The sequence below is a fragment of the Kitasatospora sp. NPDC004614 genome (assembly GCF_042873675.1).
Taxonomy (GTDB): Bacteria; Actinomycetota; Actinomycetes; order Streptomycetales; family Streptomycetaceae; genus Kitasatospora.
Map to the genome: position 1 here is coordinate 169,114 of NZ_JBIALR010000007.1, position 22,157 is coordinate 191,270.

At 73.6% G+C, this 22,157-nt stretch carries 22 protein-coding genes; 12 read left to right on the forward strand and 10 right to left on the reverse strand.

The window, feature by feature from the left end; translation table 11 throughout:
* Nucleotides 1-14 precede the first annotated feature (14 nt).
* Complete coding sequence (locus ACFYST_RS17830) at nt 15-1,061, reverse strand: YihY/virulence factor BrkB family protein (protein WP_387863330.1); 1,047 nt, start codon at nt 1,059-1,061, stop codon at nt 15-17.
* A gap of 156 nt (nt 1,062-1,217) precedes the next feature.
* On the opposite strand from ACFYST_RS17830, the gene ACFYST_RS17835 reads away from it, so the two are divergent.
* From ACFYST_RS17835 to ACFYST_RS17845, 3 genes are read left to right on the forward strand one after another with little or no spacing between them, the layout of a single operon-like run.
* Nucleotides 1,218-2,237, forward strand: coding sequence for a hypothetical protein (locus ACFYST_RS17835; RefSeq protein WP_387863332.1), 1,020 nt, complete (start codon nt 1,218-1,220; stop codon nt 2,235-2,237).
* The gene (locus ACFYST_RS17840) at nt 2,234-3,523 is read left to right on the forward strand and encodes a sensor histidine kinase (protein ID WP_387863334.1); all 1,290 of its coding nucleotides are present in this window, start codon (nt 2,234-2,236) and stop codon (nt 3,521-3,523) included. Before ACFYST_RS17835 ends, ACFYST_RS17840 begins: the two co-directional genes overlap by 4 nt.
* Nucleotides 3,513-4,160 carry a response regulator gene (locus ACFYST_RS17845; RefSeq protein WP_387863337.1) on the forward strand — a complete coding sequence of 216 codons (648 nt, stop codon included), beginning with the start codon at nt 3,513-3,515 and terminating at the stop codon, nt 4,158-4,160. Before ACFYST_RS17840 ends, ACFYST_RS17845 begins: the two co-directional genes overlap by 11 nt.
* Here the strand turns inward: ACFYST_RS17845 and ACFYST_RS17850 are convergent.
* Nucleotides 4,126-4,527, reverse strand: coding sequence for a hypothetical protein (locus ACFYST_RS17850; protein ID WP_387863339.1), 402 nt, complete (start codon nt 4,525-4,527; stop codon nt 4,126-4,128). The genes ACFYST_RS17845 and ACFYST_RS17850 overlap by 35 nt on opposite strands.
* Nucleotides 4,528-4,583: 56 nt before the next feature.
* Nucleotides 4,584-5,537, reverse strand: a complete 954-nt coding sequence (locus tag ACFYST_RS17855) for a polysaccharide deacetylase family protein (protein ID WP_387863342.1) — start codon at nt 5,535-5,537, stop codon at nt 4,584-4,586.
* A gap of 360 nt (nt 5,538-5,897) precedes the next feature.
* Here ACFYST_RS17855 and ACFYST_RS17860 point away from each other — a divergent pair, with 360 nt between their 5' ends.
* Nucleotides 5,898-7,073: a methyltransferase domain-containing protein gene (locus tag ACFYST_RS17860; protein ID WP_387863344.1), complete on the forward strand. Its 1,176-nt coding sequence runs from the start codon at nt 5,898-5,900 to the stop codon at nt 7,071-7,073.
* A 21-nt stretch (nt 7,074-7,094) separates the two neighbouring features.
* On the opposite strand, the gene ACFYST_RS17865 is transcribed toward ACFYST_RS17860, so the two are convergent.
* On the reverse strand, nt 7,095-7,622 hold the full coding sequence (locus ACFYST_RS17865) for a hypothetical protein (protein WP_387642436.1): 528 nt from the start codon (nt 7,620-7,622) through the stop codon (nt 7,095-7,097).
* Nucleotides 7,623-7,760: 138 nt separating this feature from the next.
* Here ACFYST_RS17865 and ACFYST_RS17870 point away from each other — a divergent pair, with 138 nt between their 5' ends.
* Complete coding sequence (locus ACFYST_RS17870) at nt 7,761-9,395, forward strand: sensor histidine kinase (RefSeq protein ID WP_387642434.1); 1,635 nt, start codon at nt 7,761-7,763, stop codon at nt 9,393-9,395.
* Here ACFYST_RS17870 and ACFYST_RS17875 read toward each other — a convergent pair.
* The 3 genes from ACFYST_RS17875 to ACFYST_RS17885 form a co-directional block, all read right to left on the reverse strand.
* Entirely contained in the window at nt 9,367-9,678 is a 312-nt protein-coding gene (locus ACFYST_RS17875; RefSeq protein WP_387642433.1) for a hypothetical protein, read from the reverse strand. The two genes, ACFYST_RS17870 and ACFYST_RS17875, sit on opposite strands and share 29 nt — an antisense overlap.
* Nucleotides 9,679-9,796: 118 nt before the next feature.
* Nucleotides 9,797-10,615 (reverse strand): hypothetical protein, encoded by an 819-nt coding sequence (locus tag ACFYST_RS17880; RefSeq protein ID WP_387863346.1) that lies wholly within the window; start codon nt 10,613-10,615, stop codon nt 9,797-9,799.
* A 52-nt stretch (nt 10,616-10,667) separates the two neighbouring features.
* Nucleotides 10,668-11,375, reverse strand: a complete 708-nt coding sequence (locus ACFYST_RS17885; protein WP_387863348.1) for an AAA family ATPase — start codon at nt 11,373-11,375, stop codon at nt 10,668-10,670.
* A gap of 215 nt (nt 11,376-11,590) precedes the next feature.
* Between ACFYST_RS17885 and ACFYST_RS17890 the strand changes: the two genes are divergently transcribed.
* The 4 genes from ACFYST_RS17890 to ACFYST_RS17905 all read left to right on the forward strand — a co-directional run bounded on the left by ACFYST_RS17890 (nt 11,591) and on the right by ACFYST_RS17905 (nt 15,740).
* Nucleotides 11,591-12,499: a RimK family alpha-L-glutamate ligase gene (locus ACFYST_RS17890; protein WP_387863351.1), complete on the forward strand. Its 909-nt coding sequence runs from the start codon at nt 11,591-11,593 to the stop codon at nt 12,497-12,499.
* Nucleotides 12,496-13,305, forward strand: coding sequence for a RimK family alpha-L-glutamate ligase (locus ACFYST_RS17895; RefSeq protein WP_387863354.1), 810 nt, complete (start codon nt 12,496-12,498; stop codon nt 13,303-13,305). The genes ACFYST_RS17890 and ACFYST_RS17895 overlap by 4 nt, the downstream gene beginning before the upstream one ends.
* Before the next feature lie 144 nt (nt 13,306-13,449).
* Nucleotides 13,450-15,162, forward strand: a complete 1,713-nt coding sequence (locus ACFYST_RS17900; RefSeq protein WP_387642425.1) for a GAF domain-containing protein — start codon at nt 13,450-13,452, stop codon at nt 15,160-15,162.
* A gap of 101 nt (nt 15,163-15,263) precedes the next feature.
* Entirely contained in the window at nt 15,264-15,740 is a 477-nt protein-coding gene (locus tag ACFYST_RS17905; protein ID WP_387863356.1) for a SitI3 family protein, read from the forward strand.
* Nucleotides 15,741-15,743: 3 nt separating this feature from the next.
* On the opposite strand, the gene ACFYST_RS17910 is transcribed toward ACFYST_RS17905, so the two are convergent.
* The gene (locus ACFYST_RS17910) at nt 15,744-16,178 is read right to left on the reverse strand and encodes a winged helix-turn-helix transcriptional regulator (protein ID WP_387863359.1); all 435 of its coding nucleotides are present in this window, start codon (nt 16,176-16,178) and stop codon (nt 15,744-15,746) included.
* Nucleotides 16,179-16,274: 96 nt separating this feature from the next.
* Between ACFYST_RS17910 and ACFYST_RS17915 the strand changes: the two genes are divergently transcribed.
* The 3 genes from ACFYST_RS17915 to ACFYST_RS17925 all read left to right on the forward strand — a co-directional run bounded on the left by ACFYST_RS17915 (nt 16,275) and on the right by ACFYST_RS17925 (nt 20,198).
* The gene (locus ACFYST_RS17915) at nt 16,275-17,177 is read left to right on the forward strand and encodes an NAD(P)-dependent oxidoreductase (protein ID WP_387863361.1); all 903 of its coding nucleotides are present in this window, start codon (nt 16,275-16,277) and stop codon (nt 17,175-17,177) included.
* A 162-nt stretch (nt 17,178-17,339) separates the two neighbouring features.
* Entirely contained in the window at nt 17,340-18,785 is a 1,446-nt protein-coding gene (locus tag ACFYST_RS17920; RefSeq protein ID WP_387863364.1) for an RICIN domain-containing protein, read from the forward strand.
* A gap of 237 nt (nt 18,786-19,022) precedes the next feature.
* Nucleotides 19,023-20,198, forward strand: a complete 1,176-nt coding sequence (locus ACFYST_RS17925) for an alpha/beta hydrolase family protein (protein ID WP_387863366.1) — start codon at nt 19,023-19,025, stop codon at nt 20,196-20,198.
* 31 nt (nt 20,199-20,229) lie between these two features.
* Here the strand turns inward: ACFYST_RS17925 and ACFYST_RS17930 are convergent, their stop codons facing one another.
* Both ACFYST_RS17930 and ACFYST_RS17935 read right to left on the reverse strand, forming a co-directional pair.
* On the reverse strand, nt 20,230-20,934 hold the full coding sequence (locus ACFYST_RS17930) for a response regulator (protein ID WP_387863369.1): 705 nt from the start codon (nt 20,932-20,934) through the stop codon (nt 20,230-20,232).
* The gene (locus ACFYST_RS17935; protein WP_387642407.1) at nt 20,931-22,133 is read right to left on the reverse strand and encodes a sensor histidine kinase; all 1,203 of its coding nucleotides are present in this window, start codon (nt 22,131-22,133) and stop codon (nt 20,931-20,933) included. The genes ACFYST_RS17930 and ACFYST_RS17935 overlap by 4 nt, the downstream gene beginning before the upstream one ends.
* Nucleotides 22,134-22,157 lie beyond the last annotated feature (24 nt).

A 22,157-nucleotide genomic window follows, 5' to 3' on the forward strand; every position in this document is an offset into this window, starting at 1 on the left:
GCGGCTGTGGGAGGCTACCGCCGCTCCTCGGGCCCCTCCTCGTCGCCGCGTTTCTCCGGCTCGGGCTTCGGCTCGGGCACAGGTTCGGTCTCCTCCGGCTCCGGTTCGGGCGCGACGAACTCGACCGCCACGCGCTGCTCGGGGCGGCGTTCCTCCTGGAGGGCCAGCGACTCCAGCACGTCCCGGTCAGGTCCGGTCAGCGGCGGCTGGAGCAGCGAGCGCGGCCACAGCCGGCGGGCCAGCACCACGTTCGTCTCGGACGCGTACACGGTGATCTGGGACGCCAGGTACAGCCAGGACAGCAGGCCGATGACCGTCGCGAAGAAGCCGTACACGGCGGTGGCGTGCCGCAGTTGATGCGCCACCAGCACCGCGCCGAACGCCTGCAGGACGGTGAACAGCGGGCCCGCGAGCAGGCTGCCCGGCAGCAGGCGGCGGGTCGGCACCTCCTTCGGCGTGAGGATCCGCAGGCAGGCCACGAAGACCGCGGTGTTCAGCACCGCCGACAGCAGCAGCCCGCCGACCCGGGCGAGCGTGCCCGCCAGCGTGGTGCCGACCAGCGCCGCGGCGGCGGTGGTCACCACCAGTCCGATGCCCAGCGCGCCGAACAGTGCCAGGCTGCGGGCCAGCCGCGGCCAGTAGCCGGGCCGCCGCACGCCCGGGACGTTCCACACCTCGGCCATCGTGTGCTGCAGCACCTGCGCGATGCCCAGCGCGCCGTACAGCAGGCCGAGGATGCCGATCACCAGCGCCAGCCCGCTGCCCTGCACCGAGTGCACGTTCTCCCGCAACTGGTCGCCGATGATCGGAAAATCGGCCAGCGCGGAGTTGACCACCGCCTCCTGCGCCCCCGGATGACCGTGCAGCACGAAGCCCAGCACGGTGGAGAGCAGGAGCAGCAGCGGGATCAGCGACACGAAACCGTAGTAGGTGATCAGCGCGGCCAGCAGCCCGCCCCGGTCATCGCCGTACTTCTTGATCACGCCGAACACCGCGGCCGGCGGCCGGTGCCGCTGCTGGGTGCGGTCGACGGCACGCAGCGCGCGTTCGATCGGATTCACGGGCAGTCCTTCCTGCTTGCCGGTCGGCACCCCCGCACCTATCGCGGACCGGTACGGACCGTCACCCACCGGCGGGCCGCGCTCCCCCGAACGGGGGAGCCAAGTCCCCTGTCCGGGGGAATCGACCCACCCCCGGCGATTGGGATCGTCGGAGCCATGACGACACCGAACCTCCCGGCAAGCACCCACCGGGGCCGCCTGCGGACGCTCATCTGCGCCGGAACGATCGCCGCCACGCTGCCCTACCTGACGCTGAAGGCCGCCTGGGTCGCGGGCAGCAGCATCGGCGTGCACGGCGACGGCATGCACAGCGGCGCCATGATCGGCGCCAACCTGGCGACCCTCGGCATGGACGCGATCGCGGCCGCCCTCGCACTCGCCCTGGCCCGCCCCTGGGGACGGCGGATCCCCGGCTGGCTGCTGATCCTGCCGATGTGGGTGGCCACCGGCCTGCTCGCACCGATCGCCCTGGTGGTACCCGTCGCGGCCGTGGTCGGCGTGCTCACCGACGGCTTCTCCTCCTCCGGCAACCCGGGCCAGGACTTCATCGACGGCTGGGTGTACGCCGTCGTCTACGGCGGGTTCGGCCTCCAGGCCGTCGGACTGGTCGCCGGGTTCGTGCTGCACGCCCGGGAACGCTGGGCCGGCGTCTTCGCGCTGCGCCTGCGCGACCTGCCCGTCGGCCCGGCCGCCGGGGCGCGCCGGCTGATCGCGGCCGGGGTCGCCGCGTTCGGCCTGATCCCGGTGGGCATCCAGCTGTCCTGGGCGTTCGGCAGCCACGCCCTTCGCCCCGGCGACACCCGCACGGCGAGCCAGTCCCTGATCATCGACAGCGGGTACGCCCTGATCATCCTGGCCGGCCTGATCGCCATGCTGGCGGTGACCCGGCAGCGACCGGACGGCGGGCCCGCCCTCCGGCTGCTGGTCACGGCCTGGGTGGGCACCGGGACGGCCTTCGGCTGGGGGCTCTTCTGGCTGATCTCCTCGTCCCTCAGCACCCCGCTGAACAAGGGCGACGACATGCGCGGCCTGGCACTCGTCGGCGGGTTCCAGACGCTGGCGGGCGCGGTGCTCGCCACCGTGCTGGCCCTGATGGTGGTCCAGGCCGCCGCCGCACCCGCCGGGCAGGGGGCGTCCGAGGACGGCGGCGACCGGAGTGGGATGATCCCGGCGTGACGCTACGGGGGGAGGTCCGCCGGGCCGCCCGGGCCCTGATCGGCCGGGCGGCCCTGCGGCGCTGGGCGCTGCTGATCCTGGGCGGCGCGATGATGACGCCGTTCTGCTTCGTGACCAACATCGCCCTCGGACTCGTCCTCGAACCGATAGCCCCGGCCACCTCGCTGCTCCGGTCGCTGCTGTTCCAGATCGTCGCCTACCTGGCCGCGCTGCCCCTGGTCGCCGCCACCGCCGCGACCCTTCCCTCCGTCCGGCAACTCGAGTCGGCGATCGTCCGGACCCTGCTCCCGGTCGGCCCCTGGGGCGAGCGCCCGGACGACTGGACGGCCTCGCGCGGACGGACCGCCGCCTGGGCCGTCCTGCACCTCGGACTCGGCGCGCCCGTCTCCGGGGCCACGCTGGCCGTCCCGCCCGCCGTCGTGGTGCTGCTGACCGTCCGCCCGTTCCTGGACTCGCCCCCCGGATGGCTGGGCGCCGTTCCGGCCTGGCTCGGCCCCGCCGCCGGCCTGCTGCTCGCCGTGCTGCTGCCGACGGCCGCCCGGGCGGCGGGCCTGGTACTCGAACGCTCCGCGCCCGCGCTGCTCGGACCGTCCGCCGCCGAGAAACTCGCCGAGGCCGAACGCCACAGTGCCCGCCTCGCCGAACGCAACCGCCTCGCACGGGAGTTGCACGACTCCGTCGGCCACGCACTCGGCGTGGTCACCCTGCAGGCCGCGGCCGCCGGCCGAATCCTCGACCGCGACCCGGAGTACGCCCGCCGCGCCCTCGCCGCCATCGAGGAAGCCGCCCGGTCGGCCGCCGACGAACTCGACCACGTCCTCGGCCTGCTCCGCGAGGAGAGCCCCGGCCGCACCCCCCAACCCGACCTGCGCGACATCCACCGCCTCGCCGACACCGCCCGCGCCACCGGCGCACCCGTCGCACTCACCGTCGGCGACCTCGACACCACACCCGCCGTGGTCTCCCGCGAGGCCTACCGCATCGTCCAGGAAGCCCTCACGAACGCCCTCCGCCACGCCGCCGGTTCACCCGTGGACGTGACCGTCGAGGCCGCCGCGGGCGAGCTGCGCCTGCGGATCTCCAACCCCCTGCCCGCTGCGCGCCGCCCCACCCGCCGGGGCGGCCGAGGCACCCGCGGCATCGCCGAACGCGCCCAACTCGTCGGCGGCCAAGCCGAGTTCGGCCCGGTCGACGGGCGCTGGCAAGTGACCGCCCGACTGCCGATCACCCTGGCCCGCCCTTTCACCGAACCACCGACCGCCCCGGAGGGGACCTGTGAGCGCTGACCCCATCCGGGTGCTGATCGCCGACGACGAACCGTTGGTCCGGTCCGGCCTGGCCGTGATCCTCTCCGCCGAACCCGACATCGAAGTGGTCGGCGAGGCCGAGAGCGGCGCCCAGGCCGTCGCACTCGCCCGCACCCTGACACCCGACGTGGTGCTCACCGATGTCCGGATGCCCGCACTCGACGGCATCCAGGCCGCCCGGCGGATCCTCGACACGGTCGTCCCCGCTCCCCGGGTCGTGGTCATCACCACCTTCGAGAACGACGACAGCGTCCACGACGCGCTGCTCGCGGGGGCCGCCGGCTTCCTGCTCAAACGCTCCCGGCCGGAGGCCATCGTGCAGGCCGTCCGGCTGGCCGCGTTCGGCGACACCTTGATGTTCCCCGACTCGGTGCGCGACCTGGCACTCCGTCACCGCCGCGAGGCCACCCCGTTCGCGCACCCGCTCTCCGACCGCGAACAGGAAGTGCTGCGCCTGATGGCCGCCGGACTCGGCAACGCGGAGATCGCCAGGTCGCTGTTCCTCGGCGCGGAGACCGTCAAGACCCACGTCGCGAACATCCTCACCAAGCTCGGCGCCCGCAACCGCACCCACGCCGTGGTCATCGCCTACCGCTCCGGCTTCGTCGCCCCCTGACCGTCACCGCCTCCCCGGCGGCCGCCGACAGGACCGCCCCCAGCGGCTCGCCGGCCGCCCACCAGGCGGCGTTGTCCTCCTCCTCGGCGTCCGGGTCGGCCGGCAGCCAGGCGTGCGTGACGATCCGGCTGAAGCCGGTCGGTTCCGGCAGGTACGGGGTGAGCAGCAGCTCGACGTCCGCCTCGGGGGCCGCCCAGCGGGCGAGGCGGGCGCCGGTGGGCAGGTGATGCAGGGTGTCGGGGACGGCGGACAGCGCGCGGCCGTCGAGCTCGGCGGTGAAGGTGAGCGGCCCGAGCGGCGTCCGGACGGTGGGCGCGGCGACGGGCACGCGTCGGCGGGGGAGGTGCGGCAGCAGCTCGGCGGTCATCGGCGCAGGCTGGCGGCGTGCGATCGGCGCTGTCGCCCGGTTCCCCGGGTGTGCCGTCAGAGGTAGTCCTCCAGGCGGCCGATGGCGAAGCCCTCGGCGGTGGCGGTGTCGACGACGCGGCGCAGCATGTCGGACATGGTGCCGTTCCAGCCGGCGGCCGGGGCGCGGAAGTGGGTGAGGATGATGTCGCCGGAGTGGAGCACCTCGTCCGAGTAGCGGTACTCGAGGTGGTCGGGGAACGCCTCCTCGGTCCACAGCGCGACGGCCGTGACCCCGCAGGACGCGGCGGTGCGCAGGGCGGCGGGGGTGTATTCGCCGTACGGGGGACGGAAGAGGTAGGGGCGGGTGCCGATCTCCTCCTCCAGGCGGTCCTGCTGGTCGCAGATCTCGCGGCGGAGCGCGTCGGCGCCGAGACGGCGCAGGTCGGGGTGGTTGATGGTGTGGTTGTTGACGGACACGCCGCGGTCGTTCATGGCGCGGAAGTATCCGTAGTCGGAGCGGGCCAGGTAGTCGGAGACGAACACGGACATCGGCACGCCCAGTTCGGCGGCCATCTGGGCGAACTCCGGGTCCTTCTCGGCGCCGTCGTCCACGGTCAGGAACACCACGTTGTCCTCGGTGGGGACGCGGCGGACGACCGGCGGCAGGCCGTCGGCGAGGAGCACGTTCGGCCCCTCGGTGAGCTCCGGTTTCTCGGCGGGCGCGGCGGGCGCCGTCAGCGGGAGGGCGGCCAGGCCCCAGCGTCGGGCGGCCGTGAGCGCGGCCTCCTTCTCCCGCGACTGCCGCTCCGCTTCGGACAGTTGACCGTTCATCTCCTGTCCGGCCGCGCCCTCCGGGGCGGCGGCGGCCGGCTGGACGGCGGGCGGCGCGGCGGGGGCGGAGGCGGCGTGGGTGTCGCCGTCGTCCTGGGAGTGCAGGGCGGCGCAGCCGGTGGTGAGGGCGGCGAGCGCGGTGAGGGCGGCGAGGTGGCGGCGGTGCGAGGGCCTGCGGCCACGGTTCTTCGTCGGCATACCGGCCGATGATCCCCTTGTCGCACCATGAGTAATCGGTTCCTCACCCGGCCGGCGCACGTTCGCTCCTCGTTGGCCCCTCGTTCGGCGTGCCGTCACACTGTCACCACTGTTCGAGCGCCCACGCGGGTCGTGCGCCCCCGTACGACCCTGGCGCGCCCTGGCGGGGGAGATGCGGCCGACGGGAAGATAGGGTCTTCGCCGCGTGCGCGGCGGTCGTCGTCAGGGAGGAGTGGTTGCGATGGGTGAGCACGAGAAGCCCGCGCCGGACCCGGGCCAGGGCACCCCGCCGCCCGGGAACTCGGACGGGCAGGTACCGCCCCCGCCGCCAGGCACCGGCAAGCGGCGCAAGTAGGCGCGGTGGCAGAGGAATTGGACCTGCCGTCGTACCGCGACCGGCTCGACCGGACGATGGCGGAACGCGGCGCGTGGCCCGAGGGCTCGCCGTGGGTGCGTGACGCGGTGGCGGCACTGCCCCGGGACGGGTTCGCGCCCGGGCGCCTGTGGCGGTGGGACGGCCTGGCCTGGCAGCCCGTGGACCGGACGGCCGATCCGGCGGGCTGGGCAAGTGAGTTGTACCGTTCGCCGGACGAGGCCGCGGTGACGCAACTCGGCGACGGCCTGCCCACGTCGAGCCTGTCCTGCCAGGCCGTGGTCGCCGACATGGCGGACAGCCTGCGGCTGGAACCCGGGCAGCGCGTCCTCGAACTCGGCACCGGCAGCGGCTGGAACGCGGCACTACTGGCGCGGCGCGCCGGGCCCGGCCGGGTGGTCAGCGTCGAGGCGGACGCGGCTCTCGCCGCCGCCGCGGCCCAACGGCTCGCCGCCGCCGGCCTGGGCGTCGAAGTCCGCACCGGCGACGGCGACTTGGGCGCGCCCGGCGGGCCCCCGTTCGACCGGGTGATCGCCACCTACGCCGTCGAGGAGATCCCCTGGGCGTGGATCGAACAGACCGCCCCCGGCGGACGGATCGTCACCCCCTGGGGCCGCCTCGGCCACGTCGCGCTCACCGTCGCCGAGGACGGCAAGTCCGCCACCGGCTGGATGCAGGGCCTGGCCCGGTTCATGCCCACCCGCACCCAACACGCCCACCAGCAGCGGACGTTCGCCGAAATCCGCGGCACCGCAGAACCTGATCGCCGAGGCGCCACCGACCGCGACCCGGCCCAACTCGCCGACCCGTGGGGCCTGGGCTTCGCCCTGCGCGTCGCCCTCCCCGACCTGACCGTCCGCACCGGCCACGACCAGGACGGCACCAGCGCGTGGATCACCGACGGCCACTCCTCCTGGGCCGTCCTCTCCGCCCGCCCCACCGGCGGCGCCTGGACCACCCAGGGCGGCCCCCGCCGGCTCGCCGACGAACTCGAAACCGCCTGGACCGGATGGGAGACCGCCGGCCACCCCGGCGTCTACGACTACGGCCTCACCCGCACCCCCACCGAGCAGTACGCCTGGGCCAACGACCCTGACACCGGCCCCCGCTGGCCCGCGATCGGCTGCCCGCCAGGGGAACGGCGCGGCCCGACGCCGGTGTGACGGCCGGGCAAGGCCTCCGGCTCAGCCCAGCGAGGCGGCGAACGCGCCTGCGGCGGCGTTCTCCGCGGACAGCATGATCTTCCCGCGGTGTCCCACCTCGACCTGGTAGAACTTCGGTCCGGTCGGCACCATCGGTACCAGCACATGTAGCTTGCAGGTGGTCCCGACCCGCTTGGCGTCGGCCAGCGCCCCGACGGCGACCACCTGGCCGGTCGCGTCGTAGACCGTGACCGCGGTGCCTTCGGAGATGTCGTCGTACCCCCGCAATCCGGCACAGGAGCCGTCCTCGGTGGCGGCGTTCGAGCCCGTCAGCGACATCCAGCCGCTCAGCGTGAACACCTTCGGCGTCGACTGCCGCCCGGCTGAAGCCTGCTCGGAGCCGGAGAGCCACCAGGCCGCGCCGACGCCGCCCGCGCCGACGAGCACCCCCGCCACGCCGGCTGCGACCGGGAGCAGCCAGCGCCGCGTGCGAGCGGCGGGGGCGCCTGCGGTGGGCGGTTCGGCGGGCATGGGCGGAACGGTGACTTCGGCGAGGTTCTCTTCGAGCATGGGCCCGAGCGTCGCAGCTTCTTCATGAAGCCGGGGAAGCAGTGTCTGAACTGTGATGATCGACTTCGTGATGACCGCTGGTCCCGGCCGGATCCGGGGGGCGGCGGGTGGGTGTGGGGCCGCTAGGGTCTGAGGGTGATGCGTGAGTGGGTGGAGCGGGCGGTTCCCGGGCCCTGGTCGTGGCGGCTGGTGGTCCGCGAGGTGCTGGGCGGGCTCGTGGTGTGCGGGCTGGCGGCGCTGTGTCAGATGGCGGACGGCGGGACGTGGCCGACGGGGCTGGTGGTGGGCGCGGCGGGGGTGCTGTTCCTGCTGCGGCGGGGGCTGCCGGGGCCGGTGCTGGTGCTGTCGGCGGTGGGTGTCGGCGGGCCGAGCGGGTTCCTGCCGCTGCTGGTCGCGGCGGGGTACTCGGCGGGCCGCCGGATCACCAAGCCCTGGTACGCGCCGGTGGTCTTCACGATCGGCTTCGTGCTGAACTTCGCGGCGGGCGTGCTGCAGAACCGCCGCGACCACTTCCCGCTGCCCGCGCTGCTCGGCATCTGCGTGGTCGGCTACCTGCTGCTGGGCGTGCTGCCCGCCCTGTTCGGCCGGTACCGGGCGCAGCGGACCGCGCTGCTCGACAGCCTGCGCGAACGCAACGAGCAGCTGATCCGGGAGCGCGTGATGATCGCCCATCAGGCGAGGCTGCGCGAACGCCACCGGATCGCCCAGGACATGCACGACAGCCTCGGCCACCAGCTCGCGCTGATCGCCGTGCACACCGGCGCGCTGGAGGTGGACCGCACGCTCGGCGAGCGGCAGCGCGAGGCGGTCGGGGTGCTGCGGCAGGCCGCGACCGGCGCGATGCGTGAACTGCGCCAGGTGGTCGGCCTGTTGAAGGAGGACTCGGCGCCGGCGGCGGGCGGCGTGGACGCGATCGACCGGCTGGCGGAGAACTCGCAGGCGGCGGGCACGAACGTGGAGCTGCGGCACGAGGGCGCGCCGCGCGAACTCGCCGCCGCCACCGGCCACGCCGCGTACCGGATCGCCCAGGAGGGCCTGACGAACGCGCACAAGCACGCGCAGGGCGCGCTGATCGTGCTGACGGTCCGGTACGAGCGGGACTCGGTGATCGTGGAGGTGGTGAACGGCCCCGGTGGGGACGGCACTTCGGCGGTGTCCGGCGGCCAGGGCCTGACCGGCCTGCGCGAGCGGGCCCGGCTGCTCGGTGGCGCGATACAGGCCACCGCGCAGCCGGACGGCGGGTTCCGGCTGACCGGACGGCTTCCGTACACCTCGGACGGGGCGCTGGCGGCGATCCCCGAGGAAGAGGAACTGCGGGAACTGGCCGGGGAGCTGATCGGCCCCGAGAAACGCCGCCGGAGCCCCGCGATGGGCTGCGCACTGGGCGCGGCCGCGGTGCTGGGCGTGGTCGCGGTGGTCGGCGTGATCGGCGTGCTGATGTTCGTCAGCTCGATGCGCGACGCCACCGTGTCGACCAAGCTGTACGACTCGGTGGAGGTCGGCCAGTCCGAGGGAATGGTGAACGCCCGGCTGCCGGTCGGCAGCGACTTCCTGACCGGCGACTTCAAGAAGTACGGCCCGCCGGTGCCGGACGGCGCGCACTGCCGCTGGTTCGCGGGTGACCTGAAGATCAGCACCGGCGACGGCCAGGACGTGACGCGGTTCTGCTTCAAGGACGGCCTGCTGCTCGAGAAGCAGCACTACCAGACCCGGCCGACCGACCGGCCCTCGTCCGGTGCGGGCGTCAACTCATCGGGATCCCCAGCTCCTTGATCCGCTTCGCGTGCTCGTCATGGATCCTGGCCAGGGCCTGCGGACGGAACGGGTCGTCGGCGGCGATCGCCGCCGCGGCCTCCAACGCCTCGTCCAGCAGGCGCAGTTGGATGTCACGGCGGAGCAATACCGGGTGGTGGCGGGTCAGTTCGATGGCCGCGAGGGCCAGCTTCGGCAGGTGCACCTGCGGGTTGTCCCGGGCCAGCAGGCGGTGCGCCCGGTAGGCCTGCCACGGGGTGGGGGCTTCGCTGCCGGCCAGCAGCACCCGGGCACGCAGGGCCATTTCCTGATCGACGTGTGCGGACACACGACTCCCATCAACTCGTCCAACGGGGGGAATGCGGACGAGTCTGCGCCCGAGCGAACCGCTCGGACAAGGGAAAACAGCTGTGCTCCCGGTCCTACCGCGAGCGCCCGTGAACAGGCAGAATAGGGGTCGACACGCTGCCGGAGCCGGCGGCGGCGGCCAACCGGGCCTCGACCGCGTCGAGTTCGGCACACGCCTCGGCGCGCAGCGCGGGCAGCAGGGTGAGAGCGGCACGGGCCGCGTCCCGGTCGGGCTCCGGATCCCGGTGGGTCGCGGCGACGGCGGCGCGCAGCGGCAGCGTGGCCAGCGCCGTCTCCCACGCGGCGCGGTGCACGCCCGTCGCATAGCGGAACGTCAGGTACTCCAGCGGGCTCAGCGCCAGCGCGTCCTGGTCGGCCGGGCCGGCCAGTCGGTGCTCGGGCAGCAGCCAGGCGACACCGTCGCGGGCCACCAGGTCGAACGCGCGGGCCAGGTCCGGCGCGCTGGAGCCGCGGGCGGTGGCGGTCGACGCGGCCGCCAACAGCCGCTCCAGCATGGCCGCTTCACGCGAATCGGCGGTCCGGTCCGGATGCTCCTGATCGGCGAGCAACTGCTCCAGGTGGTAGCGCTGCCCCCAACTGCCCACCGAGCGGTGCATCGCCCCCGCCCGGGTCTCCCGGATCGCGGCCAGCACCAGCGCCCGCGTGGTCAGATCACGCCGCACCGCGAACCGGTCCCCGTCCGGGAACAGCCGCTCCAGCGCACAGCGCACCGCGGCGACGGTCGGCCCGTCGTACCAGCGAAGCGTCCAGCGGTGCCCGGCCTGCTCGTACTGCGGCTCGATCGGGACGCGGAACTGCACGGACAGCCGGTCGGCGATCCGCCGCGCCTGCGGGCCGCGCTGCGGCCCGGGGGAGGGGGAGGGGGTGTGCATGGCCGGAGACTAGCCAGCACCCTGCGGGGCGGCGGGCGACGCGCGGGGCGGCTCAGCCGTTCGCCGCAGCGCCCGCAGCCGTCCGGGCCGGGGCCGCCACCAGACGCGGCGCGGGCACCCGCCGACCCGCCGCCACCTGCGAATTCACCGGCCGTGCGGCCGCGCCGCCGCACGGCGCGGTGAACTCGATCGCGGCCAGCCGGGCCGCCGACGCGCGCGGCAGCAGCACCACCGACGCCACCCCCGCCGGCAGCGGCGCATCCGCCGTGACCAGCGCGCGCAGCGCCGCACCCGCCCGGCGGTGGCGCGCGAACGCGTACCGCGACACCCGGCGGCCACGCCGCCGCTGACCGTCCGCGGCCTGCGCGGCCGTGGCGTCCAGCAACAACAGGTGCAGCCGCCGCCCCTGCCGGTGCGCGGCACGGGCGATCGCCCGGCGCACCCACGGCAACGCCCCGCAGTCGTGCACCACCAGCGGCCCGCCCGCCCGCAGCGCCGCGTGCAGCCGCAGATAGTGGGCGCCGCGCACCAGCGGCCGGTACAGCGCGTACGGAACGCCCGGCAGGGCGGCGGCGAAACGCTGCCGGGTGTGCTGGGAATCGATCACCCGGGCCCGGGCACAGCGCGCCATCAAGGTGCTCTTGCCGCTGCCGGGCAGACCCGAGACCACCAGGACGTCGTTCGCCGGATAGGCCAGCACGGCCGGCGCCGGACGGTCCGTAAGATCGTGCCGGGCGTGCGGACGCAGCAAATGATGCACACGGGCCCCCTCAAAAGTGTGCCAACGGAACGTCATGTCAACGTCATGCCCCGGGCATTGGGTTCCAGACCTGCGGCAATGCGCCTGTGACGCGGCTGTGGCCGTTCCCGGACACCCTGCACGCTTTCCGAACAAAGATCCGTGGCAGGGTGGACCGATGCGAACGGCCCCCACAGCACGCGCGTGAGGGGACAGAGGGGAATGGGTGGGCACAAATGAGGTTCTGCTTCCTGGTCGAGGAGCACTACCGCCACGACGGGATGCCGCTGGAGGTGGTCCACCACCTGCGGGCGGCCGGCCACCGGGTGGACGTACTGCGCCCCGGCGCCGAACTGCTCGACCTCGCCCGGCTGATACGCAGCGGCACCCATGACGCCTGGGTGCTGAAGACCGTCTCCGGCGGGCCCGGCCTCGGCCTGCTGGAATCCGCCGCCGCGGCCGGACTCACCACCGTCAACGACGCCCGGGCGATCCGGCCGGTCCGCGACAAGGCACAGACCGCCGTGGTCGCCGCCCTGCACGGCCTGCCGATGCCCCGCACCTGGGCCGCCGCCGACCCCGCCGCGTTCGCCGCGATACCCGAACGGCACTACCCGCTGGTCGTCAAACCCGCCGACGGCTCCTCCGGGCGCGCCGTCCACCTCGTCCAGCACCCCTCCCAGCTCGCCGAGCTGGCGGGCACTTCGGACGGGGGCCTGCAGATCGCGCAGCCGTACATCGCCAACGACGGACTCGACCTCAAGGTGTACTGCGCGGGCGGTGAGTTCTTCGCCACCCAGCGCACCTCGCCGCTGCACCCGCACCGGCCCGCCACCGAACGGCCCGTTCCGCTGCCCCGCGAAGTCGCCGCACTCGCCGCGCAGGTCGGCGAAGTGTTCGGCCTCGACCTGTACGGCCTCGACGTACTGATCGGACCCGACGGACCGACCGTCGTCGACATCAACGACTTCCCGAGCTTCCGGCAAGTACCGCACGCCGTCGAACGGGTCGCCGACGCCGTGGTCCGCCTGGCCCGCACCGGCTCCTCCTGGCCGACCCCCGACGCCGGTGCGCTGCTCACGCCTGCCCCCGCCCCCGCGCCCGCGCCCGCCCCTGCGCCCGCCTCGGCCTCGGCCGCCCGGTGAGGGCGCTGCGCATCGCGGTCCTGGCCCGAGACCCCGACCACCCGCTGCTCGCCGCCACCCGCGAACTCCTGGCCGCAGACGGCCATTCGACGGTGCCGGCCGGCCAGGACGCGGACCTGCTGCTGCTCAAGGCACGCAGTGCCGCCGCGCTCCAACTCGCCCGCCGCTACGAACAGGCCGGCACCGCCGTGCTCAACTCCGTCGCCGCCACCGCGTTCTGCCAGGACCGCATGGCGATGGAACAGCGCGCCCGCCGCGCCGGCCTGCCGTTCGCGCCCACCGTCGCCGACGGCCCGCTCGGCGAACTCGGCTGGACCGGCCCCGTGGTGGTGAAGAGCCGGCACAGCCGGCGCGAAGACCTGGTGGCCCGGGCCGACACTCCTGAACAGTGGCAGGCATTGATCGATCGCTGGGCGCCCGAACCGGTCATCACCCAGCGGCCGATCGCCGGCGACGGCTGGGACCGCAAACTCTGGGTGGTCGACGGGCAGGTGTTCGCCGAACAGCGCCGCTCCGAACTCCACCCCGGCGGCCCCGTCCGCCGCCCCTGGACACCCGGCCCCGAAGAACGCGCCCTCGCACTCGCCGCCGGCCCCGCCTTCGGCCTCGACGTGTACGGCATCGACCTGCTGCCCGGACCCGACGGCCCGATCGCCGTCGACGTCAACGCCTTCCCCGGCATCCGCCACCAGCCCGGCGCGCCCGAGGCACTGGCCGCACTCGCCGTCCGGGTTGCCATGGCCGCCGCAGACGGTCGAGACGCGGACGTGGGCCCGCCGCGGCTCGGGTCGTTGGCACCCGGCTGACCTGCGAACGCCGCCCGCCGGAGGCCCGCTTCCACCCGCGCCCTGCCCGACCGCGACGCCCCCGGCGACCCGTCGGTCCACCCCCACTGTCCAATCTGCGAGAATCGGGCGTCGAACGGGGGCCAACGGACGAGGAGGAACGCAGTGCGCGAGGAGGAACCGCGGTCGCGGCTTCCCCAGCTCCGGCTGGACGAACTGCTGGCCGAACTGCAGGCCCGGATCGACGTGGCCCGCGGTACTCGGGACCGGGTGCACAGCCTGCTGGAGGCCGTGCTCTCGGTCGGCCGGGAGCTGGAACTCACCCAGGTGCTGCGCCGGATCGTCGAGGCGGCAGCCGTCCTCGCCGACGCCAAATACGCGGCACTCGGCGTGATCGGCGCCGACGGCGACACCCTCTCCCAGTTCCTCACTGTCGGCCTCAACGAAGCGGAAATCGCCAAGATCGGCCCCTACCCCACCGGCAAGGGCCTGCTCGGCGAACTCATCCGCCACCCCGAACCGCTGCGCCTGGACGACCTCCGCGAACACCCGGCGTCCACCGGCTGCCCCGCCCACCACCCCGAGATGCGCACCTTCCTGGGCCTGCCGGTCCGGGTCCGCGACGAGGTGTTCGGCAACATCTACCTGACCGACAAGCGCGGCGCCGCCGGATTCGACGACGACGACGAATCGGTCATCGCCACCCTCGCCGTCGCGGCGGGCGTCGCGATTGACAACGCCCGCCTGTACGAGGAGGCGCAGCGCCGCCAGCGCTGGCTGACCGCCACCGCCGAGATCAACCGCCGCCTGCTGTCCGGCAGCTCCCGCACCCAGGTGGTCGAGCTGATAGCCCAGCGGGCGTGCGACATCAGCGGCGCCCGGCAGGCCGACGTGCTCACCGTGCTGCCCGACGGCAACGGCCTGCACATGGAGCTCTCCCTCGGCGGCGACCTGACCGGCCGGGCCGGCGCGGACGTCCCGCTGGAGGGCACCATTTCCGGCGCGGCCTGCGCCCAGGGCGCGCCCGTGACCTCGCACGTCCTCGCCGAGGACCCGCGCTTCCCTGCCCGCGCCGACCGCTACGCGGGCCTCGGCCCCGCCGTCGCGGTGCCGCTGGGCCGGGCCGAGGGCCACACCGAGGGCGTGCTGCTGCTGGTCCGGGCGAGCGGTGAACCGGAGTTCACCGAGCGTGAGATCGAACCGCTGCTGGCCTTCGCCGACCAGGCCGCGCTGGCCCTGGAGCTCGCCGAACGGCGGCGCGACGCCGAACAGTTGGCCGTCCTGGAGGACCGCGACCGGATCGCCCGCGACCTGCACGACCTGGCCATCCAGCGCCTGTTCGCCACCGGCATGACGCTGCAGAGCGCGTCCCGCTTCATCGACCACCCCGGGGCCTCCGACCGCGTGCTGCGGGCGGTCGGCGACCTGGACGAAACCATCAAGATCATCCGGTCGACGATCTTCGGACTGCGGGTCCGCGAGGCCGGTGCCGGCCAGGGCCTGCGCGCCCGCGCCGTCCACGTGGTCGAAGAAGCCCACTCCGCGCTCGGCTTCGCCCCCCGCCTCAGCATGGAGGGCCTGCTCGACACCGACGTCCCGCCCGCCGTCGCCGACCACCTGGTGGCCGTCCTCGGCGAAGCGCTCAGCAACGCCGCCCGGCACGCCAAGGCCGGCCGCGTCGAGGTCGCCCTCCAGGCCACCGGCAGCCAGGTCGTCCTCACCGTCCAGGACGACGGCGTCGGCATCCCCGCCCAGGGCCGCCGCAGCGGCCTGCGCAACCTCGAGGAACGCGCCCACTCCCTCGGCGGCACCCTCACCGTCACCGCCCCGCCCAACGGCGGGACCACCCTCAACTGGACGGCCCCACTGAGGCATTGAGGCCTCTGCGGTTCCGGAATTCGGTGGTCGGCGCTTGTGCGGTCCGTTCAGAATGATCTCCGCCAAGTGGCGTTGACGTTCGACCGAAGGGGAGCGTGGCTGTGACGATCGCGCACCAGCTGTATCTGGCGACCGAGGAACCGGCGGAGCAGATCGCCGCCAGGGTCAGCCGGCTGTACCGGGAGAAGGGCCTCAGCGAAGAGCCCCCCGCTCTCGGGGAGCTGCTCGACGTCTCCGGGGCCGCGACCGCGCGCGGGACGAGGATCCACGTTTCGGCTCGGTCGGGGTATCCGGTCGACACCGTCGACCGCGAGTTCGGGGTGCCCTCGAAGATCGAGCTGTGGATCGAGCCGGCCCGGTACGAGCCGTCCGGCCCGCAGGAGGAGGACATCATCGCGCTGGTTCTGGGCCTGCTGGCGGAGCTCCCGGTGGACGCGGTCCTCACCTACAACTACGAGACCGTCTGGCTGCTGCGGCGCGGGGAGGACCTCGTCCTGCACGAGGACCCCCTTATGTGGCCCGAGCACTGGCGGGCGATGATCGACGGGCCGTACCGGCGGGAGAGCCTTCGGTTCTGAGGCTCAAAGCAGCGCCTGTTCGTCCGGTTCCGCCGCCGCCGGTTCCGTCGACGCCCGTTCCCTCGAGGCCCGTTCCGTCGAGGCCCGTTCCGTCGCCGCCCGCGCTGTCTGCCGCTCGCGAGCCCACGCCGCCAGCGGCTGGAGCGCGTCGTTGAGGCGCGCGCCGTCCTCCGTCAGCGAGTACTCGACGCGGGGCGGCACCTCGTCGTAGGAGACCCGGCGCACCACACCGTCGGCCTCCAGCTCGCGCAGGTGGGAGGCCAGGACCTTCTCGGTGATGCCCGGCAGCAGTCGGCGCAACTCGCCGAAACGGCAGCACGGTTGCTCGTGGAGCGCCCACAGGATCAGCACCTTCCACTTGCCGCCGATCACCTCCATCGCGGCGTCGATCCCGCAGACGTGTCCCTCCGGCGTACCCGGTCGGTTCAGCGTCGTCATGCCCCACCCTCCTGACCTGCTCACTCACCCCGGGGTAACCACCCACTGCCAAGTGCGTACTTGATCACTTCCGGGTCCTGGACCAGCCTAATCGGCATGGCACAGAACACTGTTGAGAACACCACCACCACCGCTGACCGCACCCCGGTGACGCTGCTCGGCCTCGGCACCATGGGCACCGCACTGGCCCGCACCTGGCTTGCCGCCGGCCACCCGCTCACCGTCTGGAACCGCACCCCCGCCCGCGCCGAGGCCCTCGCCGCCGAGGGCGCGAAGGTCGCCGACGCCGCCGCCGAGGCGGTCGCCGCGAACAGCCTGATCGTCGTCTGCCTGCTGGACGACACCTCGGTCGGCGACGTCCTGGCCGGGACCGACCTGACCGGCCGGGACCTGGTCAACCTCACCACCAGCACCCCCGCCCAGGCCCGCGCCCGCGCCGAGTGGGCCCGCGAGCGCGGCGCGCGCTACCTGGACGGCGGCATCATGGCCGTCCCGCCGATGGTCGGCATCCCGCAGGCCGGCGGCTACGTCTTCTACAGCGGCTCGCACGACCTGTTCGACCGCCACCGGCCGACCCTCGCCGTCCCGCTCGCCACCACCTACGTCGGCGAGGACCCGGGCTTCGCCGCCCTGCACGACGTCGCCCTGCTCAGCGCCATGTACGGAATGCTGGCCGGCGCCGCCCACGCCTTCGCCCTGATCCGCAAGGAGAACATCGACCCCACCACCCTCGCCCCCCTCCTCGCCGACTGGCTCACCGCGATGGCCCCGTCCGTCCACCAGACCGCCGACCACCTCCGCACCGGCGACTACACCACCGGCGTCGTCTCCAACCTCGCCATGCAGGTCGCCGGCACCCCTACCTTCCTGCGCACCGCCGAGGAGCAGGGCGTCAGCCCCGAACTCCTCACCCCTTACTTCGAGTTGATGCGCCGCCGGCTGGCCGGGGCCAGCGGGGAGGAGGACCTCACGGGCGTGATCGACCTGCTGGCACGCTGACCGGCCGAGGCGGACCGTTCAAGGCGGGCGCGTTGAGTGGGTGGCAAGTGGGTGGCAATCGGGCGAACGTACGGTCGGGGCTCATACCGGGACATCGCACACCGGGCGGTCCCGCCGGCCGTGGAGAGAGGCCTGATGCTACGCAAACTTCCGATGGCGGTCGTGTCACTACTGACGTTGGTGGCGTCGTTCCTGGTCACCGCGCCCGCCGTGCACGCGGCCAGTCCGTGTGATGCGCCCGAGCCGCCGCCGTCCTGCAACACGCCCCCGCCGGATGGCGGGTCGGGGACGCCGCCGACGCCGAGACAGGTGCCGTACAGCTATCCGGAGTCGTTGACGCTCAGCGGCTGGTGCGTGGACGTGCCCAATGGGTCGCCGGTCACCGGGAACGTGATCCAGATCTGGGGGTGCAACAACTCCGGTCCGCAGCGGTGGATTTCGCGGCCGGTGGGGAACGGGGTGTCGTGGGTGAACGTCGGCTCGGGGAAGTGCCTGGACGTCAAGTGGGGCGCCTCGGCCGACGGCACCTCCGTCTGGCAGTGGGACTGCAACGGGACGCCCGCGCAGGTGTGGCGTGACGAGCCGTCGCCCTTCGGTGGCCGGCAACTGGTCAACGCGGGCAGCGGGAAGTGTCTGGACGTCCCGAACGCGGACTTCCGTTTCGGCAACCCGCTGCAGATCTGGGACTGCCACGACAGTCCGGCCCAGCGGCTCGGCCGCCAGGCGGTTCAGCCGTGGCCGGGCTCGCGGCTGCGGCCGATCTACGCGATCGCGCACAACCTCAACTCCGCGGACCGGGTCGGTTCGGCGCTCGACGCCGGATACAACGCCATCGAGGTCGACGCCGCCAACCACGCGTACGGGGGCTGCTTCGTCGACAACTGGGAATGGGTGGCGTGCGACGTCGGCAACCCGGCGTCCGAGAACGTCGACAGCGGCAACGTGGACCGCAAGCGGGTGTCGGCGATCTTCGACGAGATGGCCGCCCAGCGCCGCGCCGGACGCAACCTCACGCTGGTCTGGGTCGACATCAAGAACCCCGAGAACCGCGACCTCGGCACGCTGAAGGCGCTGGCCAGGGACAAGCTGGTGGCGAACGGCATCCAGGTGATCTACGAGGTGACCTGGGGCAACGACAAGCGCACCCTCTGGGACGACCTCAAGCGGGACCTCACCCCGTCCGAGGGCGTGATGGTCACCGGGACGTACCAGGACGCCAGCATCGCCTTCTCCTACAACGGCGGCGGCGTCAACTTCCAGCACCGGCTGGTCGACGACGGCTCCGCGATCTTCGCCACCGCCGTCGGGACCTGCGGCAACGACGGCAGCGACAAGGTCGCCGGCCTGAAGCAGAGCACCGCGATCCGTGACTCCGGCTACCTGACGGGCGTCTTCTCCTGGACCATCGGCTCCTCCTCCGGCGCCGCCGCATGCGCCGCCCGACTGCTCGGCGAGGCGGGCGTGGACGGCCTGATCGCCGGCTACAAGCTCAACGACTACCAGCGCTCCGGCGACACCGACCAGGCCGTGAAGAACATCACCGACTGGGTCAACGCCCACACCGACCGGGCACGCCTGGCGACGATCCAGGACACGGTCTTCGCCTGAGAGCCGCCGGAAGCCTGCCCCCGGGAGCGAACCCCCCGGGGCCGGCCTTTCGTCGCCCCACCACTCGCCCGGCGGTAGTAGCTGTGGCAGCACGGCCGCTCCCAACGGGTCAGCCGCGCCGCCGGCACCCGGGCGTGGTCCGCCTGTGGGAGGAGGCCGGATCCGCCCGGGAGTGGACGTGCTGATCCGCTCCCGGGCGGACGTCAACCACCGTGTTTGAAGCCTAAGTTCGGGGACATGACCAGTTTCCGCCGCGCGGCCGTGACCGCCGCGCTTGCCCTCGTCCTGCCGCTGCCGGTCGTCGCTGCGGCTCCCGCCTTCGCCGCTGCCCCGCCGGTGTCCGCCGCCGCCCCTGTGGCGGCCGGGTTCTCGGCCTCGCTGCCGCGCCCGACCGGACCGTACGCGGTCGGGCGGGACGTGCTGCACCTCGTCGACCGGAACCGCCAGGACCCGTGGGTGCCGTCGGCGGGACCGCGGCAGCTGATGGTGTCGATGTACTACCCGGCCCGGGCCGGGAGCGGGACGCCCGCGCCCTACATGACCACCGAGGAGGCCCGGCTGCTGCTGGAGAGGAAGACGCCGAGCGCCCCCATTCCACCCGAGGCGGTGGCCGGCGTCGGCACCTGGGCGCGGGTGGACGCGCGCCCGGTGGGCGGCCGTTTCCCGCTGGTGCTGCTCTCGCCCGGATTCACCTTCCCCCGGGCCCTGTTCAGCAGCGTCGCCGAGGACCTGGCCAGCCGCGGCTACGTGGTGGCGCTGATCGACCACACCTACGAGTCCACGGGCGTCACCTTCCCGGACGGCCGGACGCTCCCCTGCGCGATCTGCGACCAGCCGCCGGAGGGCGGGCTGCCGGCCATCGCCGAGAGCCGGGCGAAGGACGCCTCGTTCGTCATCGACTGGCTGACGTCGGACAGTTCGCCGTGGGAGCGGGCCCACCTGATCGACCACCGGCGGATCGGCATGGCCGGGCACTCCATCGGCGGTGACGCCGCCGCCGTGACCATGGCCAACGACCGCCGGGTGCGGGCGGGCGTGAACATGGACGGCACGTTCTTCGCGCGCGTCCCGGCCGGCGGCCTCGACGGACGGCCGTTCCTGCTGTTCGCCGCCGGGGTGCACGACGACCCGGGCACGGACCCCAGCTGGGACGAGGCCTGGTCCCGGCTGGACGGCTGGAAGCGCTGGCTCACCGTCGCCGGAGCCGACCACGGCACCTTCAGCGACCTGGAGCTGCTCGCCAAGGCCGCGGGCATGCCCGGCAAGCCCGGGGCGATCGACCCGGTGCGCGGGCTGGCGGTCACCCGGACGTACCTCGCCGCCTTCTTCGACCTCCAGCTGAAGGGCAAGCCGCAGCCGCTGCTGGACGGGCCGTCCCCGGACCAGCCGGAGGTGTCCGTCCAACTCCCGTAGCGCAGGCGGTCGGTGTCCTCGTTCGGCGCGCTCAGCCGGACGGGGACACCAGGCCCGCGTCGTAGGCGGCGATGACCAGGTGGATGCGGTCGCGGGCGTCCAACTTGGTCAGCAGGCGGGCGACATGGGTCTTGGCGGTGGCGGGGGCGATGAACAGCTGCTCGGCGATCTCGGTGTTGGACAGGCCGCGGCCGACGAGGGTCAGCACCTCGTGTTCGCGTTCGGTGATCCCCGGCAGGCTGCGCTTCGGCGGGGCCGGGGTGAGCCGGTCGGTGAGGCCGGTGAGGTCGGCGATCAGGCGGCGGGTGACGCTCGGCGCGATCAGCGCGTCGCCGGCGGCGACCACGCGGATCGCCGCGAGGATGTCCGTCAGCGGCATGTCCTTGACCAGGAAGCCGCTCGCTCCGGCCCGCAGGGCGCCGTAGACGTTCTCGTCGTCGTCGAAGGTGGTCAGCATCAGCACCCGCACCGGCGGGTCGGCCGCGCCGGCGCCCGCGGTGAGCAGCCGGGCGGCCTCGATGCCGTCCATGCCGGGCATCCGGATGTCCATCACCACGACGTCGGGGCGGACCTCGCGTGCCCGTTGGACGGCCTCGGCGCCGGTGGCCGCCTCGCCCGCGAGTTCCAGGCCGGGGGAGTGGGTGATGGCCATGCCCAGCCCGGCGCGCACCAGTTCCTGGTCGTCGGCGAGCAGTACCCGGACGGCGGGTGCGGAGTCTGTGTCGGGGGCGATCATACGGGCAGCCTAGCGGCGACCCGGAAGCCTCCCCCGGGGCGGGAGTTGGCGCTGAACCGGCCGTTCAGCAGGGCGACCCGCTCGCGCATTCCGGGGATCCCGTAGCCGGTGCCGGCGGTGCTGCCGGCGCGTCGGCCGGGTGCACCGCGCTGGCCGTCGTCGAGCACTTCGATGGTCAACTCCCGCTCCTCATAGGCGATGTGGACCTCGCAGCGGTCGGCGCCCGCGTGCCGCAGGACGTTGGTGACCGACTCCTGGACGATCCGGAAGGCGGCCAGGTCGATCTCGGGCGGCAGCGGGCGCGGCCGTCCCTGCCGGCGCACGTCCACCTCGACGCCGGCCTGCGCCATCGTCTCCGTCAACCGGTCGATGGCCTCAAGTCCCGCGAGCGGTGGGGCGATCGAGGGGTCCTCGCCGCCGGTCTCGGCGTGCCGCAGCGAGACCAGCATCCGCCGCAGGCCGGACAGTGTCTCGCGGCTGGTGGCCTCGATGGCGTCCAGGGCCCGGCGCGCCCCGGCCGGTTCCACGTCCAGTACCAGGCTCGCCGCGCCGGCCTGGATCGCGATCACCCCGATGCTGTGCGCCACCACGTCGTGCAACTCCCGGGCGATCCGCAGCCGTTCGACGGTGATCGCCTGACGGGCGGCGTACGTGCGCAGGTCCGCGCTGTACCGGTGTTGCTGGCGTACCGCGTTGCCGACCGCCCACGGGATCGCGATGCCGGCCGCGAACGCCGTGGCGGTGCTCGCCAGGTCGCTGAGTTCCGGCGCGTCGTGCCGGACCACCAGCAATTCGCCGAACCAGACGGCGAATTCGGTCACCCCGGCGAGTACGGAGACCCGGCCCGGGCGGACCGCCGCGAGGTAGCCGAGCAGGACGTTCAGCGCCATGAACAGCGGCCACGTCCGCTCGCCGAGCGCCAGCACGACCACCGATTCGGCCAGCAGCACCCCGAACACCTGGGCCGGCCGGCGCCGGGCCCAGCAGACCGGCAGCGCCAGCGCCACCGCGAGTGCCGTCCGTGGGACGAGGTCCACCAGGAAGCCCGGGTGCCGGAGTCCGAACGACGGGGCCATCTCGAACGTCGTCGACATGAACAGCAGCAGCGCCAACTGCCCGGCTGCGCACCAGCTCAGCGCAGTCCAGACCCCCGACGGAAGTCGCCTCAGCCACGGCGCGCGCGGCACATCCCGATCCATGCGGGTGATGGTAGCCAGCCGTCC

Excerpts from the sequence above, each read along its gene's own strand:
- ACFYST_RS17835 (WP_387863332.1), top strand. The coding sequence starts at position 1,218 with ATGACGACACCGAACCTCCCGGCAAGCACCCACCGGGGCCGCCTGCGG.
- ACFYST_RS17850 (WP_387863339.1), bottom strand. The coding sequence starts at position 4,527 with ATGACCGCCGAGCTGCTGCCGCACCTCCCCCGCCGACGCGTGCCCGTC.
- ACFYST_RS17855 (WP_387863342.1), bottom strand. The coding sequence starts at position 5,537 with ATGCCGACGAAGAACCGTGGCCGCAGGCCCTCGCACCGCCGCCACCTC.
- ACFYST_RS17865 (WP_387642436.1), bottom strand. The coding sequence starts at position 7,622 with ATGCTCGAAGAGAACCTCGCCGAAGTCACCGTTCCGCCCATGCCCGCC.
- ACFYST_RS17870 (WP_387642434.1), top strand. The coding sequence starts at position 7,761 with ATGCGTGAGTGGGTGGAGCGGGCGGTTCCCGGGCCCTGGTCGTGGCGG.
- ACFYST_RS17875 (WP_387642433.1), bottom strand. The coding sequence starts at position 9,678 with ATGGCCCTGCGTGCCCGGGTGCTGCTGGCCGGCAGCGAAGCCCCCACC.
- ACFYST_RS17880 (WP_387863346.1), bottom strand. The coding sequence starts at position 10,615 with ATGCACACCCCCTCCCCCTCCCCCGGGCCGCAGCGCGGCCCGCAGGCG.
- ACFYST_RS17890 (WP_387863351.1), top strand. The coding sequence starts at position 11,591 with ATGAGGTTCTGCTTCCTGGTCGAGGAGCACTACCGCCACGACGGGATG.
- ACFYST_RS17910 (WP_387863359.1), bottom strand. The coding sequence starts at position 16,178 with ATGACGACGCTGAACCGACCGGGTACGCCGGAGGGACACGTCTGCGGG.
- ACFYST_RS17915 (WP_387863361.1), top strand. The coding sequence starts at position 16,275 with ATGGCACAGAACACTGTTGAGAACACCACCACCACCGCTGACCGCACC.
- ACFYST_RS17925 (WP_387863366.1), top strand. The coding sequence starts at position 19,023 with ATGACCAGTTTCCGCCGCGCGGCCGTGACCGCCGCGCTTGCCCTCGTC.
- ACFYST_RS17930 (WP_387863369.1), bottom strand. The coding sequence starts at position 20,934 with ATGATCGCCCCCGACACAGACTCCGCACCCGCCGTCCGGGTACTGCTC.
- ACFYST_RS17935 (WP_387642407.1), bottom strand. The coding sequence starts at position 22,133 with ATGGATCGGGATGTGCCGCGCGCGCCGTGGCTGAGGCGACTTCCGTCG.